General features: G+C 38.0%; 14 protein-coding genes. 8 read left to right on the plus strand and 6 right to left on the minus strand.

Annotation, left to right across the window (positions count from 1 at the left end; translation table 11 throughout):
* Nucleotides 1–7 precede the first annotated feature (7 nt).
* Both QA584_RS22055 and QA584_RS22060 read right to left on the minus strand, forming a co-directional pair.
* Entirely contained in the window at nt 8–1,363 is a 1,356-nt protein-coding gene (locus tag QA584_RS22055) for an acyl-CoA reductase (RefSeq protein ID WP_278271263.1), read from the minus strand.
* 187 nt (nt 1,364–1,550) lie between these two features.
* Nucleotides 1,551–2,684 carry a LuxE/PaaK family acyltransferase gene (locus QA584_RS22060; protein WP_278271264.1) on the minus strand — a complete coding sequence of 378 codons (1,134 nt, stop codon included), beginning with the start codon at nt 2,682–2,684 and terminating at the stop codon, nt 1,551–1,553.
* Nucleotides 2,685–3,056: 372 nt separating this feature from the next.
* Here QA584_RS22060 and QA584_RS22065 point away from each other — a divergent pair, with 372 nt between their 5' ends.
* The 7 genes from QA584_RS22065 (at nt 3,057) to QA584_RS22095 (ending at nt 7,485) form a co-directional block, all read left to right on the plus strand.
* Nucleotides 3,057–3,782, plus strand: coding sequence for a hypothetical protein (locus QA584_RS22065; protein ID WP_278271265.1), 726 nt, complete (start codon nt 3,057–3,059; stop codon nt 3,780–3,782).
* A 3-nt stretch (nt 3,783–3,785) separates the two neighbouring features.
* A complete protein-coding gene (locus tag QA584_RS22070) occupies nt 3,786–4,256 on the plus strand; it encodes an SUKH-3 domain-containing protein (RefSeq protein WP_278271266.1) in 471 nt (156 codons plus the stop codon).
* A gap of 393 nt (nt 4,257–4,649) precedes the next feature.
* Nucleotides 4,650–5,096, plus strand: a complete 447-nt coding sequence (locus QA584_RS22075; RefSeq protein ID WP_278271267.1) for a hypothetical protein — start codon at nt 4,650–4,652, stop codon at nt 5,094–5,096.
* 188 nt (nt 5,097–5,284) lie between these two features.
* Nucleotides 5,285–5,461 carry a hypothetical protein gene (locus QA584_RS22080; protein WP_278271268.1) on the plus strand — a complete coding sequence of 59 codons (177 nt, stop codon included), beginning with the start codon at nt 5,285–5,287 and terminating at the stop codon, nt 5,459–5,461.
* 204 nt (nt 5,462–5,665) lie between these two features.
* The gene (locus tag QA584_RS22085; RefSeq protein WP_278271269.1) at nt 5,666–6,034 is read left to right on the plus strand and encodes a hypothetical protein; all 369 of its coding nucleotides are present in this window, start codon (nt 5,666–5,668) and stop codon (nt 6,032–6,034) included.
* 114 nt (nt 6,035–6,148) lie between these two features.
* On the plus strand, nt 6,149–6,421 hold the full coding sequence (locus QA584_RS22090) for a hypothetical protein (RefSeq protein ID WP_278271270.1): 273 nt from the start codon (nt 6,149–6,151) through the stop codon (nt 6,419–6,421).
* A gap of 221 nt (nt 6,422–6,642) precedes the next feature.
* Nucleotides 6,643–7,485: an AraC family transcriptional regulator gene (locus QA584_RS22095; RefSeq protein WP_278271271.1), complete on the plus strand. Its 843-nt coding sequence runs from the start codon at nt 6,643–6,645 to the stop codon at nt 7,483–7,485.
* A gap of 66 nt (nt 7,486–7,551) precedes the next feature.
* Here the strand turns inward: QA584_RS22095 and QA584_RS22100 are convergent, their stop codons facing one another.
* The 4 genes from QA584_RS22100 to QA584_RS22115 form a co-directional block, all read right to left on the minus strand.
* Nucleotides 7,552–8,649 carry a Gfo/Idh/MocA family protein gene (locus QA584_RS22100; protein ID WP_278271272.1) on the minus strand — a complete coding sequence of 366 codons (1,098 nt, stop codon included), beginning with the start codon at nt 8,647–8,649 and terminating at the stop codon, nt 7,552–7,554.
* Nucleotides 8,646–9,626, minus strand: a complete 981-nt coding sequence (locus QA584_RS22105) for a Gfo/Idh/MocA family protein (protein WP_278271273.1) — start codon at nt 9,624–9,626, stop codon at nt 8,646–8,648. Before QA584_RS22105 ends, QA584_RS22100 begins: the two co-directional genes overlap by 4 nt.
* Before the next feature lie 143 nt (nt 9,627–9,769).
* Nucleotides 9,770–11,935 (minus strand): pyruvate formate lyase family protein, encoded by a 2,166-nt coding sequence (locus tag QA584_RS22110; protein ID WP_278271274.1) that lies wholly within the window; start codon nt 11,933–11,935, stop codon nt 9,770–9,772.
* A gap of 359 nt (nt 11,936–12,294) precedes the next feature.
* The gene (locus QA584_RS22115; RefSeq protein ID WP_278271275.1) at nt 12,295–13,188 is read right to left on the minus strand and encodes a glycyl-radical enzyme activating protein; all 894 of its coding nucleotides are present in this window, start codon (nt 13,186–13,188) and stop codon (nt 12,295–12,297) included.
* Nucleotides 13,189–13,414: 226 nt separating this feature from the next.
* Between QA584_RS22115 and QA584_RS22120 the strand changes: the two genes are divergently transcribed.
* Nucleotides 13,415–14,290 carry an AraC family transcriptional regulator gene (locus tag QA584_RS22120; RefSeq protein ID WP_278271276.1) on the plus strand — a complete coding sequence of 292 codons (876 nt, stop codon included), beginning with the start codon at nt 13,415–13,417 and terminating at the stop codon, nt 14,288–14,290.
* The last annotated feature ends 4 nt before the right edge of the window (nt 14,291–14,294 follow it).

Genomic DNA, 14,294 nt, shown 5'->3' on the forward strand with positions numbered 1-14,294 from the left:
AATATTCTTAAATCTGCCTGCTGACCACATAAGTCATCTCACTTAGATTATGTATACCATCATGGGAAGTGCCGGGATAATGCAGCGTCATCTCACCGGGTTTTGTCACGATACTGACACCCAGTAACGTCATCTTTTCTATAAAGCTCTCATCTTCTCCGCGGTATCCCATGGTCTGCAAATATGCTTTCAGATTTTTTTCTACATAGGCTAGTACTTCTTCCGTACTTTCATAGGGGCATACAAAGATAAAGCGGTTAAAGCACCGGTCAATATCCTCCTTATCCGGCATTTTACTATTTAAAATAATGGTATAGTCGGCATTGTAAGAAGAATATAATTTCACCTCCTGTTTTTCCTTTACCCCGTATTTTAGAAGACAATACTGCCTGTCCTGAATTCCTTTTATGGAAGTCCAGGGATTTAAATATGCCTTTGGCAGTGTCTTCGTATAGTTTTCCAAGGCTTCTCCCATGGATTTTGCAAGTAATTCCATATCATTTTGGGCATTGACAAATATAATTCTTGGAGATAAGCATGCCTTTTGCTCCCAGCAGACCATATCCTTTGCAATGGCTTCTGCCGTGGTTTTAATGTCCTCTGTCCGGTCAATTACTTCAAAACTGATTTTTGCCCCATGCAGAATCAGATGACGGTCATATTTAGCGCATAACCTTGCCATAATCCTGCCGGAGTATTCGCCGCCCCAATGAACCACACTGTCTGTATTTTTCACAATGGTGTCATATATTTTCGTGTTATCACTTCTAAAATACAACACAGATAAACGTTTCTTTACCTCTGGGTCAATTTCACACAGACTGTTATAAAAAGCATAGGCAAAATACGGTTCATCGGCAGATACTTTAACTAAATTACAATTCTTTGACAGTAACCCCATGGATATGCTGGTAGGAATTACAACAAACGCATTGCCGGATATATTATGAAACAATACTCCCCTTGGCTGCCTGTGTACTTCCCCATAGCTTGTCCTGACCCAGTTATCCAATATTTCACCAAAGCCCAGTTCCTCTTTTACCAGATTTACCAGATTCTCCTTTAATAGCATTTGCATGGAATTCTCAAGTTCGTAAGTAACCAGTTCCTGGCTCTGATTTAAAATATGTGACAGAATCTCCACATGCTTTCTGGAATAATCCCGGTCTAACCATAACCTGCCGCATTGATCCAGTAAATCCAAGGTATTCTGTAAAGGAATTTCATGAGTTTTCGCTTTATTTGCGTGAAGCCTTTCTATTTCTGCTAAAATCTCATTCTCATCGGAACTAATGAGTTCAAGTTCTAAGTCATTAATATTTCTAGATAGAGCTGTATTTCCACAAGTATATTCGATTTTCATAGTTTTATCCTCTATTCTTGCGCACGCTCTTTGCGCATACCAAGTTTGTGGTGCGCAAGCACAAACTTGCGGGTGTGAAATGTCTTTTATTTCACACTAGCTCCCATTGCATGCCGCATCTGCTCGCAGATGTGGCACTGCCTCAAATCAGGGTGTGAAATGTCTTTTGATTTCACACTATCCTCCTTCATTCCTTCTTATCCACATTCAGAGTAGCACCGCAGCCTTTTGCTTCCGCACCTTTTACTCTTCCGATAATCCGCATGGCGGTAAGCCGCCTGCTGCCGTCCGGGTATTCCTGATCGGAAACAATTTCTCCAATATCGTCCACTAAAATGGAGGCTCCGGCAAAGGTAGCCGTTCCGTATGCATTCATCATTTGGATAAAGCCCTGTTCTCCTCTATTCTGTAACGGTTTTAACGTCCTGGTATCGCGGATTACAACTTTTCCCCAGCTTGGAATCTGAAATAAAAAGTCTTTATATTCCTTGGAATAACGGCCAGTAAGTGGAAAACAGTTTTCCGTAAAGGAGTAGGAATCAATGAAATTCTCTTCCGGTATGCCAAGAAAATCTGATATGCATTCAACAAACTCCTGCTTTCTGATATTGGTTCCAATGCTTACAGTTCCTTTCTTGCCATCCCAGCCTCCACCGCCTGTATGTACCAATACGTGCTTTCCCAGACAAAAAGGATTCATAGTTTCCTTTAACTTGCTGACTGCGCTATAAAGTAAAGGGGTTGAACCCCGAATGGATAAATGGTGGTCAAATCCATCGTGTACCATTAAAAACCTGATAAACTCCTCCATATCTACCGTCAGGTTATCTCCCTCCGGTTTAATCACAAATACCGTGTTCTCTTTAAAGTGAAAAGAGTCTAAAAGATTACCCATATAGGATTCGGTCTCTTTTCCATAGATAACCTCACTTCTATATTTTTTCATTACTTCCGGTCTTGGATAAAATACCAAATCCTGCTCTGTATTGGGGCAGTATACATCCTTGTTAAGCTCGTTAAATCTCTGCATCTGCATAATATCACAAACCTGTCTCCCCACAATACTGGGGTCACCGCTGGTACTGCTGGACACTGTCCATTTGTCAACCGCCTCAAGGGGTACCCGTAACAAGCTAGTATACATTTGGGCTGACTTTTTAAACAAAGTTGTTGCAATAAACGGCGCCTCTTGTAAATCCACCGGCGTATTCAGATGTACACATGGGTCAAACCCCTGGCTGTCACATAGATACTTGTAAGCGGGACAGGTATTGTACTGTCCGATTAGATTGTCCTTTAAATCCTTAAAAAAATTTCCCATAGCATAACCTCCTAAAATATTATTTAAACTCCCACAATTTATACACTCGTTATACTCTCAATTAAATCAATATGCAAACCACTGATAGCTAATTGGTTTACATAATTTCCTAATTGCAAGAGCTTGTATTACGTATTTCTTCCATTTTCTCCCATTATCTCGTTTTTTCATCTGTTTGCGAAATATCCTGGGCATTAGTCTATGGAAAGCAGGACAAGCTATCGGATGTCTTGCGACAGACTAACTTTGATAATGGTACCTTCAATACCATAACGAATTTAAGCGCAAATGCAATCGATGTTACCGAGATATTCTGCGATGTCGTTGGTTTTGCGGAAATAGGGGTAGGTGTTGCAAAGCTGTTTAAGAAAAATGGATGGAAGTTGGTTAAAAAATAAAGGCTCCATGGATTTTTCTGACTTGAATCATGGTAAAAAGAATGGTATTGTAACTTTAGAGAGTAATATTAAGCAGGTATATGCGAATGCAGGGAATGATGCATCGGGGCTTGAGAAGGTTAGTGATTTAGCTAAGGGTTCGGGTAATATAAGTGGAACCGATGGTTCTTTTAGGAATGGAATGTCTTCAAAAGATTTGGAGGGCTATGAAAAATACTGGAAAGGAGTGGCTGAAAAAACCTCAAATGATGCACTTGATATGGAGATATCCAACATGAATAGTGGAAATATTAAAAAACCAAATGGTGATGCATATAGTTCTACTAAAATTAGTGCTGCTGTTGATATGAATACTGGTGATATATATCTTGGATATTCTGGAAAGAAAGGATATAATCCATCAAAACCCGATTATATGAACGGGGATATTATTGAACCAAGTCTACAGGCTCGGATTAATAATACTAAGAATATTGCAGCAAATGATTTAAACAATCCATATAGAGAGAAATCTAGCTACGAACCATGGTCAGTTGATAATTGTGCAGAAGTATATGCAACAAATAAAGCATTACAAAATGGTGCGGATATAGACAATATTTTCATAAATACTAAAACGGTCAATACGGGAGAATATGCTCCTCCTTGTGATAACTGCAAAATAACATTTAATGGTTTTCTTATGCCAAATGGAGAATAATATATGAATGATATTACATTAAAGAGGTTAGAAGAGTCTGGATGGTTTTTAGATAGAAAAATAAATATTAAAGAAATTAAAGAAATATATGAACAAAGGGGATTTGTATTGATTGATATTGTGCAGAGGTTTTTGGAGAATTATGGGATGTTGGAGTTCAAATTTCCTAAAAAAGGATCTCCTTTTAACACAATAGAAACGGTAAGTTTTAATCCTTTTTCTGCACTAGGTAATAATATTAGAAAAGAGTTTTTTAATAAAATATTAGAAGAATTTCCTGAAGTTGCAGAAATAAAAGAAAATGAGTTTTATCCAATCGGTGAAATCGCTAGAGGTAATATGATTTTATTGATGACTAATGAAGGGAAATTTTTTAGTTATACTGATGGCTGTCTAGTAAAGAATGGAGAAAATATTAGTGATATGTTAGACTGTGTAGTCGGAGAAATATATCTTCCATATATTTATGATTAATATTAGTAAGGATAAGTTGATGATTTTTGATGCGGTGTACCATACAGACACATTAGAAAGTCTTGAATTTATCTGGTTTCATTGTAACTACGACCACCTGGCAGGTAACTATTGATTTATTGATGACCACCTAATAAGAAAGAAAGGTTTTGATAAAAATCCTTATGCAGTCGGCATTGCCGGCTGCTGAAACCGGCAGGAGCGCCGTAAGGTGCACCTGCCTTTAACCTGCATCATTTTCGCCCCCATGGTTCACCCCTGTTTTAGTGCAGGAATTGAGCGGAAATATTCTTCACCCAGATTTTTAAATAGCTGCATGTATGCGACTTGAAGCCATATAAAAAAATAGCCATAGATGCGACTTTTTCTTAAAGTAGATAGAAGGAGAAAATAATGAGAATAACTGAAATTGACTTAGAACTTGAAGATATTGAATGGTATGGTATTGATGAAAATGGTAGAATCGCCCAATTTACATCAGGTGGAAGTAAGATAGTCCCTGAATTTATATGTGAATCAAGAGAAAAACTTGATGTAGTGTGTGAGTTTTTTGAAAACTTCAGTCCTCGCATCGTAGAAGAAGTTATATTTGAAGTGCCTAAATATCCAAGAAAAGAATATTTGCAAGAATGCAAAAAAATATCTCAAAAAGGTTTATATTGTTTTGATATTTCTAATGAGCAAGATTCTACAGACGGATATATACTTATATGTACACCGTCTTACGAATTACAAATTTCAGAATTACCAGAAATTATACAAAGCATTTTATCAAGTTATAGAATACCTAATGTAAACTTTAATAATTGTAAAATTATTTCAATAGAAAAAGCTTATTAGAGAATAGTAGTTTGGAGACACATCTGTTCATCTACAATTACATATACATTTACGAAGCTTTTACTCCATCGATGAATCCATGCCGATATAGAAAAGCTTCTTTTAAAGCAATTTGGCTTAAAAGGGAGTTAATGTAATTTTAACCAGCTTATTTAATCATAAAAAAACCGTTAATTGAGGGAGAAAAGATGTCAGCGATAAAAATACAAACAGCATTTCTATATACCGTTAAAGGAGTTGCTTTGATGAAGCTAAGCGATGGCTCTGGTAGTGCTCTTGATATTCAATTGGATGCAGGTAATTATAATGAAAAAGATTTGATTGGAAAAACCTTAAATACAATTGATAGTGAATTTAATTTATAAGAAAAGCATATAAAGGATAAACCTTCAAAGCAAAACAGAATACTAAAAAGTTATTATTGATAAAAAGAAAAATACTTCTTACAAATGTCGCAGCTGGATTTAATTATAAGTACTGGTCAAGTAATTAGCAGAAATTGACGAGGCTGAATTGGCACTTTCAGAATGGTATATCAATAAATTGAGCCATATTAGGAGGTCAATAGTATGAATCATTTTTGTAGAATTGAGAATATAAAAATACACACAATATTAACAGCTAAAGAAGCTTATCATATAGCAAAAGAATATCATAAATTGTATAACATTGATGGTTTAATTCCAGAGGATATAAATAAGGCAGTATACCTGGATGAAAATAATCATATTACAAATGAGGTTACATGGATGATTCGCTCATACCTTGAAGAAAATACTTTAGAGGGAATGGATGAGTTAACAATTATGGTATCGGATAGCAGTAAGCAAGTGAGCCATGTGTTAGATCACAATGGTATACCAGTAAATAATCAAAAAGTCGATATTTATGATAATGAGGAACTTTATAAATTATTTGATGATGATGAAATACTATGAGGATTATAATTTAAAATTACACTTTTAATATACAGATGGTAAATTTGAAAAGGCTGCATTTGACTCAGAAAAAAGCTGGTGGGATTATAATAATTTAATGAATAGAGGAAACAAATGAATAAAGATTGGATAAGCATAATACCTAAAATAACAGCACACCCGAAAGATAACCATCGAGTAAAATGTCCTAATTGTGGAGAGTATGGGATTGAGTATATATATGTCGGGGATGAGAAAACAAAAATTGGATATCTACAAATTTGGTGCAGAAAGTGTTTAAAAGGAATTTATGTTAGCAGAGTAATAGCTCCAGCTAATGCTAATTTTGCTACATTTGATGATGACTTAAAAGAAATAGTTCCTAATTATGATTTCATAAATGATTAAGATATAAAAAGTTTCTTTGACCAATATAGTTCAAAAAATTTGTTTCCAAAAGACTATGAAGATTTTGTTTCTGATGATAAAATAGAATTAAAATTGATAAAAGATAAAAACAACTTTTTAAGTAAAACCAATAAGAATACTATGATATAATATACCAACCTAACATTCCAGCAATTAAGATATTGAATAATCAGATTACTCCAAAGAAACAGGAGCTATATATGAAGGATTTTGACAAACTGGGTTATTTAAATGATGATTTTAGGATATTTCATAATATAGATGATAAGAAGAAAGAATTTGACTTTCACTATCATGACTTTAATAAGATCATGATTTTTTTGCGTGGCAATATAAGCTATTCCATTGAAGGCAGAAATTATCTTCTGAAACCCTACGACATCGTTTTGGTCAATGCCGGTGAAATACATAAGCCGTCATTTCTAGAAGAATCTACTTACGAACGGGTTATTATCTATGTTTCTCCTGAGTTTATCCGCTCTTATAAGGAGAAGGATTATGATCTGAATTACTGTTTTGAACGGGCTAAAAAAGAGCATTCCAATGTTTTAAGAATCCATTCCATGGATAAGAGTAAGCTCTATCAGGTATGCCTGGAACTGGAACACTCCCTCCATAATAATGATTTTGCCAACGAATTATATCAGAAGATTTTATTTTTGGAATTTATGATCCAGTTAAACAGAACGGCCATATCCAACCGCATTAATTATCAGGATTCGGATATGGCCAATACAAAACTTCTTGAAATTCTGGATTATATCAATGAACACCTTATAGAAGATATGACCATTGACAATTTAGCGGCTAAATTTTACCTTAACCGTTATTACTTAATGCATTTTTTTAAGGAGGGCACTGGTTATACCATCGGAAATTATATTACCGAAAAACGCCTGCTCCTTGCAAAGAGTCTGGTACAAAAGGGAAGTTCCATCACTGAAGCCTGTTTTGAAAGCGGCTTTAAGAATTATTCCACCTTTTCCAGAGCCTTTAAAAAAGCTTTTAATACAGTACCTAAAAATGCACCATTTATCGATTAAAATTATTACGATGAGATGTCTTGCCATTTATACCGTTTATTCGTTAGCTTATTGGTTTTATTCCCTTTAATCCAGTTTTGGAATCTCTATTTCCACTTCTCTCTTTAACTTACTGGAACGATAGATCCCATCGCAGATTGCCTGGTTGTATATAATTTCTTCCCCAGGGATTGGTGATGGACGGCCTTGTATAATAGCATCGCAGAAATCGCGGACCTTTGCCTCAAAGATATCTACCTGTTTCGGGGATTCGTATGCGTCAAAGGGCAGGGAGGGCAGCACGTAACTGTCGATATTCTGACCGTTTACGTCGGTAAAATACATAACCCGGGAGGGTTTATTCGCATAATCGAACTCATTTTTAATCTTAATGCCGCCTTCGGTACCAAGCCATAACGTATCACCCAGGGAATCGGCATGCATAGCCCAGGATTGCTTAAATATAAATGTCAAATCATGTTCCATACGCACAAATGCCACAGAAAAATCATCTACATTAAAGGTATCCGCACCTGAGAAGTATTTTGGGTTCTTTCCGAAATAATCCGAGGCCATAGCGGATACCGTTAAGGGCTTTGGATAACTAACCGCATGGAGGCACTGATCGATGGAATAACAGCCGATATCACCAAGACAGCCAAAACCGGCTTTTTCTCCTTCAACAAAGGTTCCTCCCGGGATACCTCTTCTTCTGCCGCCGCCGCTTTGTATGTAATAAACCTTTCCAAGGGCTCCGGAGGCAATGATATCATCTACTTTTTTCCGTCCGATATCATAACGTGGCTGAAAACCGATGGTTAATATTTTATTGGCTTTTTTCGAGGCTTTCACCATGTCTACCGCTTCCTGTAAGGTAAAGGACATGGGTTTTTCACACTGCACATGTAGACCTGCTTCTAAGGCTGCAATGGTACATTCCGCATGGGTAGTATTGTAAGTACATATACTTACGCCGTCCATTTCCACATTCTCAAGGAGTTCTCTGGCACTTTGAAAAGCCTGGGCTTTTGGCAACTCCCACTTATCTAAGAATTCTCTAGCTTTACCGGGTACAATATCTGCACCGCCCACAATCTCCACATCTTCAAACTTTTTATAAGCAGCCATATGGGCACCGGCAATACCACCGGTTCCAATAATCCCTATTCTTAATTTTTTACTCATATCTGCACTTCCCTCTTTTCTTTATTGGCAATATAAGCAGCCTCCAAAAGCTCGGTGAGCCTGGTTCCGGCTTCTGCATCAAATAGAATCGGTTTATTATAAAGCACGCCATCCACCCATTGACGCAGCGGATGAGGTAATGCTTCCGGGAGCTTTGAGGGGGTTACCCAGCCGTTAAATTCCTCATCCATCTTCTTGGAGGTCAGTTTAACCATATTATCACAGATAATTAAAGTTCCTTCGGTACCATAAACTTCTACCATAGAAGGGGTTTTGTAAGTAACAAGACTGGTTTCTACAATCGCTACCGCGTGATTCTCAAACTCAATGGTGCAGACGGAATTATCCTCAACTGCCCTTTCTGTGAAATGGCTGAACATAGAAGATATCCTTACCGGTTTACCTAAAATCCAGCTGGATAGGTACATGGGATGGCAGCCCAGATCCATCATAGCACCGCCGCCGGCTTTTGTTTCATCATACCAATACTCCGGCAGCCAGTTATTAAGAGCACCGTCGTGGCCATTCCGAATACGAAGTAAATTGACTTTGCCTACCAAGCCGGCATCAATTACACTTTTAGCATAAAGATTAGTCGGTGTAGTCCGTGCCGGGAAGGATATTGCAAACTTAACTCCGGCTTTTTTAACTTCGGCGGTAATTTCTTCACATTCCTTCTTAGTAAGAGCCATGGCTTTTTCCGTGAATATGTGCTTGCCTGCCTGTGCGGCTTTCTTCATAATTTCGGTATGAAGACTTGTGGGAGAACAGATTAAGATACCCTCCACATCTTCCCTGGCTAAGAGTTTATCCATATCCTCTTCAAACTGGACTCCTAAAGACATCGCCCACTCTCTTCCCCGTTCCGGTTCTTCATCCCATACACAGGTTATCTCTGCATCAGGAAATGATTTGATTATTTCTGCATACCCCTGTGCATGAACGTGCCATTTACTTATTAATGCTACTTTAAACATAATTACTCCTCCAATTCTTTTTCTATATGTTAATTTTAAATAACATACAAGTTTAAATGTCTTCAAATATACTGTGCGGTGACAATGATTCGAACAAACTTCCGCAAGTAGTCCCTAAGTATATTGCGTGTTGTTTCGTAACATCAAGCCGATAAGAACCGGTCCACAATCTGCTGTCTATACTCCTTGGAAAGGGAAGCGAAAAAGGCAGAATATCCGGTTACCCGCACGATCAGATCCGGATGTTTGGAAGGATCATCATGAGCCTCTAATAGTTTCTTTTCCGTCAGGCAGTTTAAGTTAATTAAAGTACCCCCCATCTGATTGTGGGCATGGATTAATGCAATCAGTGCATCAATTCCACCTTCATGTTTTAAAAGTTCCAAATCGATATCCAGATGCAAGGGTGCGGAATTTCCAAATCCTGGCTGCAACTGGGCTACGGCATTGGCTTTTAAGGTGGGGGAAAAGGTATGCAGCCCAATAGCAAACCCTGGATCCGGCTCATTGGAATGGGATATGGCTTCCCCGTACTTTCTTCCGTTAGGCGTTGCCGGCAGTTTTGACCCTAACTCAAGAATCGTGCCGTGGGAAAACATGCCGGGTATTATTGGCAGGTGGTACTTTGGTGTACCTTCTTCTTTACAGCATTGTACAAAATAATCCCTTATCTTTTTTGCCCATTCACCAGCAAGAGAATCCGGTGAACCAAGTCTTTTGATATTTTTCAGCATAATACGGATATTTTCAGCACCTTCATAATTAGTATCAAGAACCTCATAGAGTTTCTCCCAGGTGATTCGTTTTTCCAGGACAAGGCGCTGTTGGATTGCAGCAAAAGAATCTGCTACGGTTGCCAGGGCTACTCCGTCAATATTAAAGTTTAAAATATCTACTCCGCCTTCGGAGCAATTCAGTCCCCGTTCAATCGGTCCGTGCATAAAAAGGTTATAAACCATTTCCGGCTTATTCCTGCCCATTACCTCGTAATGCTTATCATAACCGGCTTTGATGCTGTCGACTATGATTTTGGTATGATAACAGAACCGGTCAAAAAGTGCATTAAGTGAAGGCTCCTGCCTGATATCCTGTAATGCATAATGCAGGGCAAAGCCCAGATTACACCTGGTAACATCCTGAAGGGGATATTCTTCTCCGGGTATACAGGTCCAGTTACAGCCTACTTTGGCTCTTTTCCTTGCTAACTGCAAAGGATAGCCATTCTTTGAAAAGCCCTGCTCACAGCCAATATTACAGGAATAATCCACACCCGATCCGTCTTCTATGGTGTATTCCAGTGAACGCCTTAAAAGCACTGAGTTGACCTTGTCATGGACTCTTAACGCGATATTGCTGGGAATACGAAGCAGATGCATGGCATCCAGTATGATAAATGACATCCGGCTGGTCATGTCTTTTGTTCCATCCGGTGTAAGCCCTGCTATCTGGGAATAATGAGTATCATTAAACAGAAGACTGGCAATATACCATACAGCCTCTTCATCGGTTATTATCCCGTCCTTAGAATCTTTTTCATAATATGGTCTTAGTATCTCATCCAACTGATCCAAGGCGCCTCCGACAAAGTAGGTCCGGTCCAGGGTCTGAAAGTGGGCAAGGAACTGACAGGCCTCTCTTAAGGTCCTTGGCGGATTATCAATAAGCCAGGTATTACAGTCCGCCATTGCAAGGTAATTGATTTTGATTAAGGGATCATTTTCTGCCTCTGCCAGTGCTTTTGCCTCCTGACTAAGGGCTTTTATCCACTCCTGCATGCCAAGCACTACCTGTTCTTCCCCATCATAAAATCCGGTATCCACCGGTGCATTAAGTTCCCTGTAATACCGTATTTTCTCTAAAAGTCCTCCCCAGCCAAGTTTTAACCCAATGGTCATATCTCCGGCGCAATGGTTCATACCACCAAACCCCGGTCTTGTGTCATACTTTTTCCAACTATCAAAGAGTTCCACCGGCTGATCCTCTGGTGCAATTTCAATCTTTACATAATTACTGAAAGGACCAATCCAGGCACCTGCCAGTGCACTGTTTGGATTGATATACTTTGGTATTTCATGAAAGAATCTTCTTAAGTGTTCTCCGATCGCAAGGGGTCCGCAGACAATACCGGAGGGATGATTGGGTTTTGCTTCGAATGTAAAATCCGGATAATGTACAAATCCCCAGTCATCAAAATCCAAATGTCCAAGTTCTTTCCGTTTCACTTCATTGATTTTTAACTTATCCTCATGTAGGTTATGGATCCTCTTCTCATAAAGTGGTGATACGATTACCTTCTCCGTATTTAACATGGCTGATATCCCCCTATGTTTTTGTAATTGTTATTTTGTTGTTGTTATTTTGTTATTTGTTATAATTACTTACTATTTCTTATGATTTCTTGTATTTTTTTATAATTCCTTATAATTTTAATAAATTTTTATATTTTTTGTACTTTTTTATATTTTTCATTTTTTATATTTATCATCTTTTTCATTTTTATATTTTTTCATTTTTATATTTTTTCATTTTTATATTTTTTCATTTTTTATGTTTTTATTATTCTTTAATTTTTGCTTTTTATTGTTGATCAATTTATTAACTTAACAGTTTAAGAACCGAAAGGCATTTTACCTCTTGATTACTTAATAAAACCAAATATAAGAAAAACTCACGTTTTATCAGCCTTAATCCCATAGCTTCTCAAAATTTCAACCGCCTCCTGAACCATCTCCTCGGCTGGTGTTTCCGTGTGAAGCAGCTTGTTCTCAATTCCAAGCGCGGCATATTTGCTGTTACCTAACTTGTGGTAGGGCATTACTTCTGCTTTTATTATCCTTAAGGGTTTTAGAAGCTCAGCGATTTCTGATATCTGATCGTCGTTTTGTCCCGGTATGAAAGGAATTCTCACAATGATGTCTTTGCCTTCCTCAGACAGCCGTCTTAAATTCTCTAGTATCAGGTGATTCTCTACTCCGGTGAGCAGCTTATGGCGTTTGGAATCTGCTGCTTTGACGTCGTATAAAAACAAATCCGTCATGGGCAGTATCTGCTCAAAATAACTCCAGGGTACACAACCTGCCGTATCCACAGCGGTATGGATTCCAAAATCACGGCACTTAGTAAGAATTTCAATCAGAAACTCAAGCTGGAGCATGACCTCTCCTCCGGAAAAGGTGACTCCCCCGTTAGAGTTCTCATAATACAGTTTATCTTCCAATATGGACTTTAAAAGATAGGGCACTGTAACCTTCTGTCCAACCCCGATCAGTGCATTTGCGTAACAGGTCTTCGTACATAAGAGGCAGCCGGTACATTTTGAACGGTCTATCCTGTGGTCTCCTTCCCCGTTCAGATAATGAGCACCGTAAAGACATACCTGGAAGCAGGCGCCGCAGCCAATGCATTTTTCAGGATAGAACTCCAGCTGGTTCTTCTTTTTTATGGATTCCGGATTATGACACCATTTGCAGTTAAGATTACACCCTTTAAAGAAAACTGTCGTTCTAATGCCTGGTCCGTCATGTATTGAAAATCTCTGTATGTTAAACAAGCTGCCTTCCATGGATACAATTCCTTTCTCATTATGTATTAGTTAAACCATCTTCAACTATCTGTATTAACTGCATTGTATACATTTTAAAGCTAAAAATCATAGCAGTTTTTATGGGAAACCTCTCATTTTTTTAACTGGGAAAAATTATAGGAAAAGTAGTTTGTCAGAAATAGGATGGAACTAATTCACAGATTGTATTATAATAGAATTAATTCACAGGAAGAGAGGACAGGTCATGTTCCCAGCATATCTTACAGAAAAAAATACCAATTTTTTCTTTGACATTTCGATTCATGATATTAAAAATGATGTGAAACCTCATGGACATAGCTTTCTAGAGCTTCATTATGTATTCGAAGGTGAGGGTGTGGAAAAAATCAACGGGGTGGAGCATCGGATGAAACCCGGTACTTTTGCTGTTATATTTCCGTATCAGGTCCATGAAATGCATATAAAGGAGAACTCCAAAGTCCTCCTTTATAATCTGTGCCTTTCGACCAAAACCTTATTCGACCAGGATGAATATGGGCTGGTTATGAATAAACTTTTATTTGATAAGGATTTTAACACCAGAACCATTTATGATATTGAGTCGGAGACAGCCCAAAAAGTATATCTGCTGTTAAGTGAACTTCATACAGAATTTAAAGATGAGAAGGTATGGAAGAATTTCATGATAAAAGCGAAAATCATAGAATTATTTATACTAATTGACCGGTACCGCAGAGTCCAAATTACAAAGGTAAGTGAAAGCCTCCAATCAACAGTTGGAAATGATACCTGGTCTATTATCCATTACGTTTATAAAAACTGGAATACCAATATCACCTTAAAAAGCCTGTCCAAACTCTTCTATCTGAGCGAACCCTACATAAGCACCATCTTTAAACAGTGCCTTGGAATCAGTTTTCATGCCTTCCTTATGGACCTGCGAATTGAAAATGCCTGCAGCCTGCTGACCTCCTCCAAAATGTCCATAACGGATATTACCTATGAAGTAGGTTATTCCTCCTACAGCACCTTTGTAAGAGTATTCCATAACCGTAAAGGCGTCAGCCCGGTAACCTATAGACGGCTCATGAAGGAAACACAACGAGAAAATGGGTCCTAAGCCG

This window comes from Anaerocolumna sp. AGMB13025 (assembly GCF_029689925.1).
In the GTDB taxonomy this organism is placed as follows: Bacteria; Bacillota; Clostridia; order Lachnospirales; family Lachnospiraceae; genus Anaerocolumna.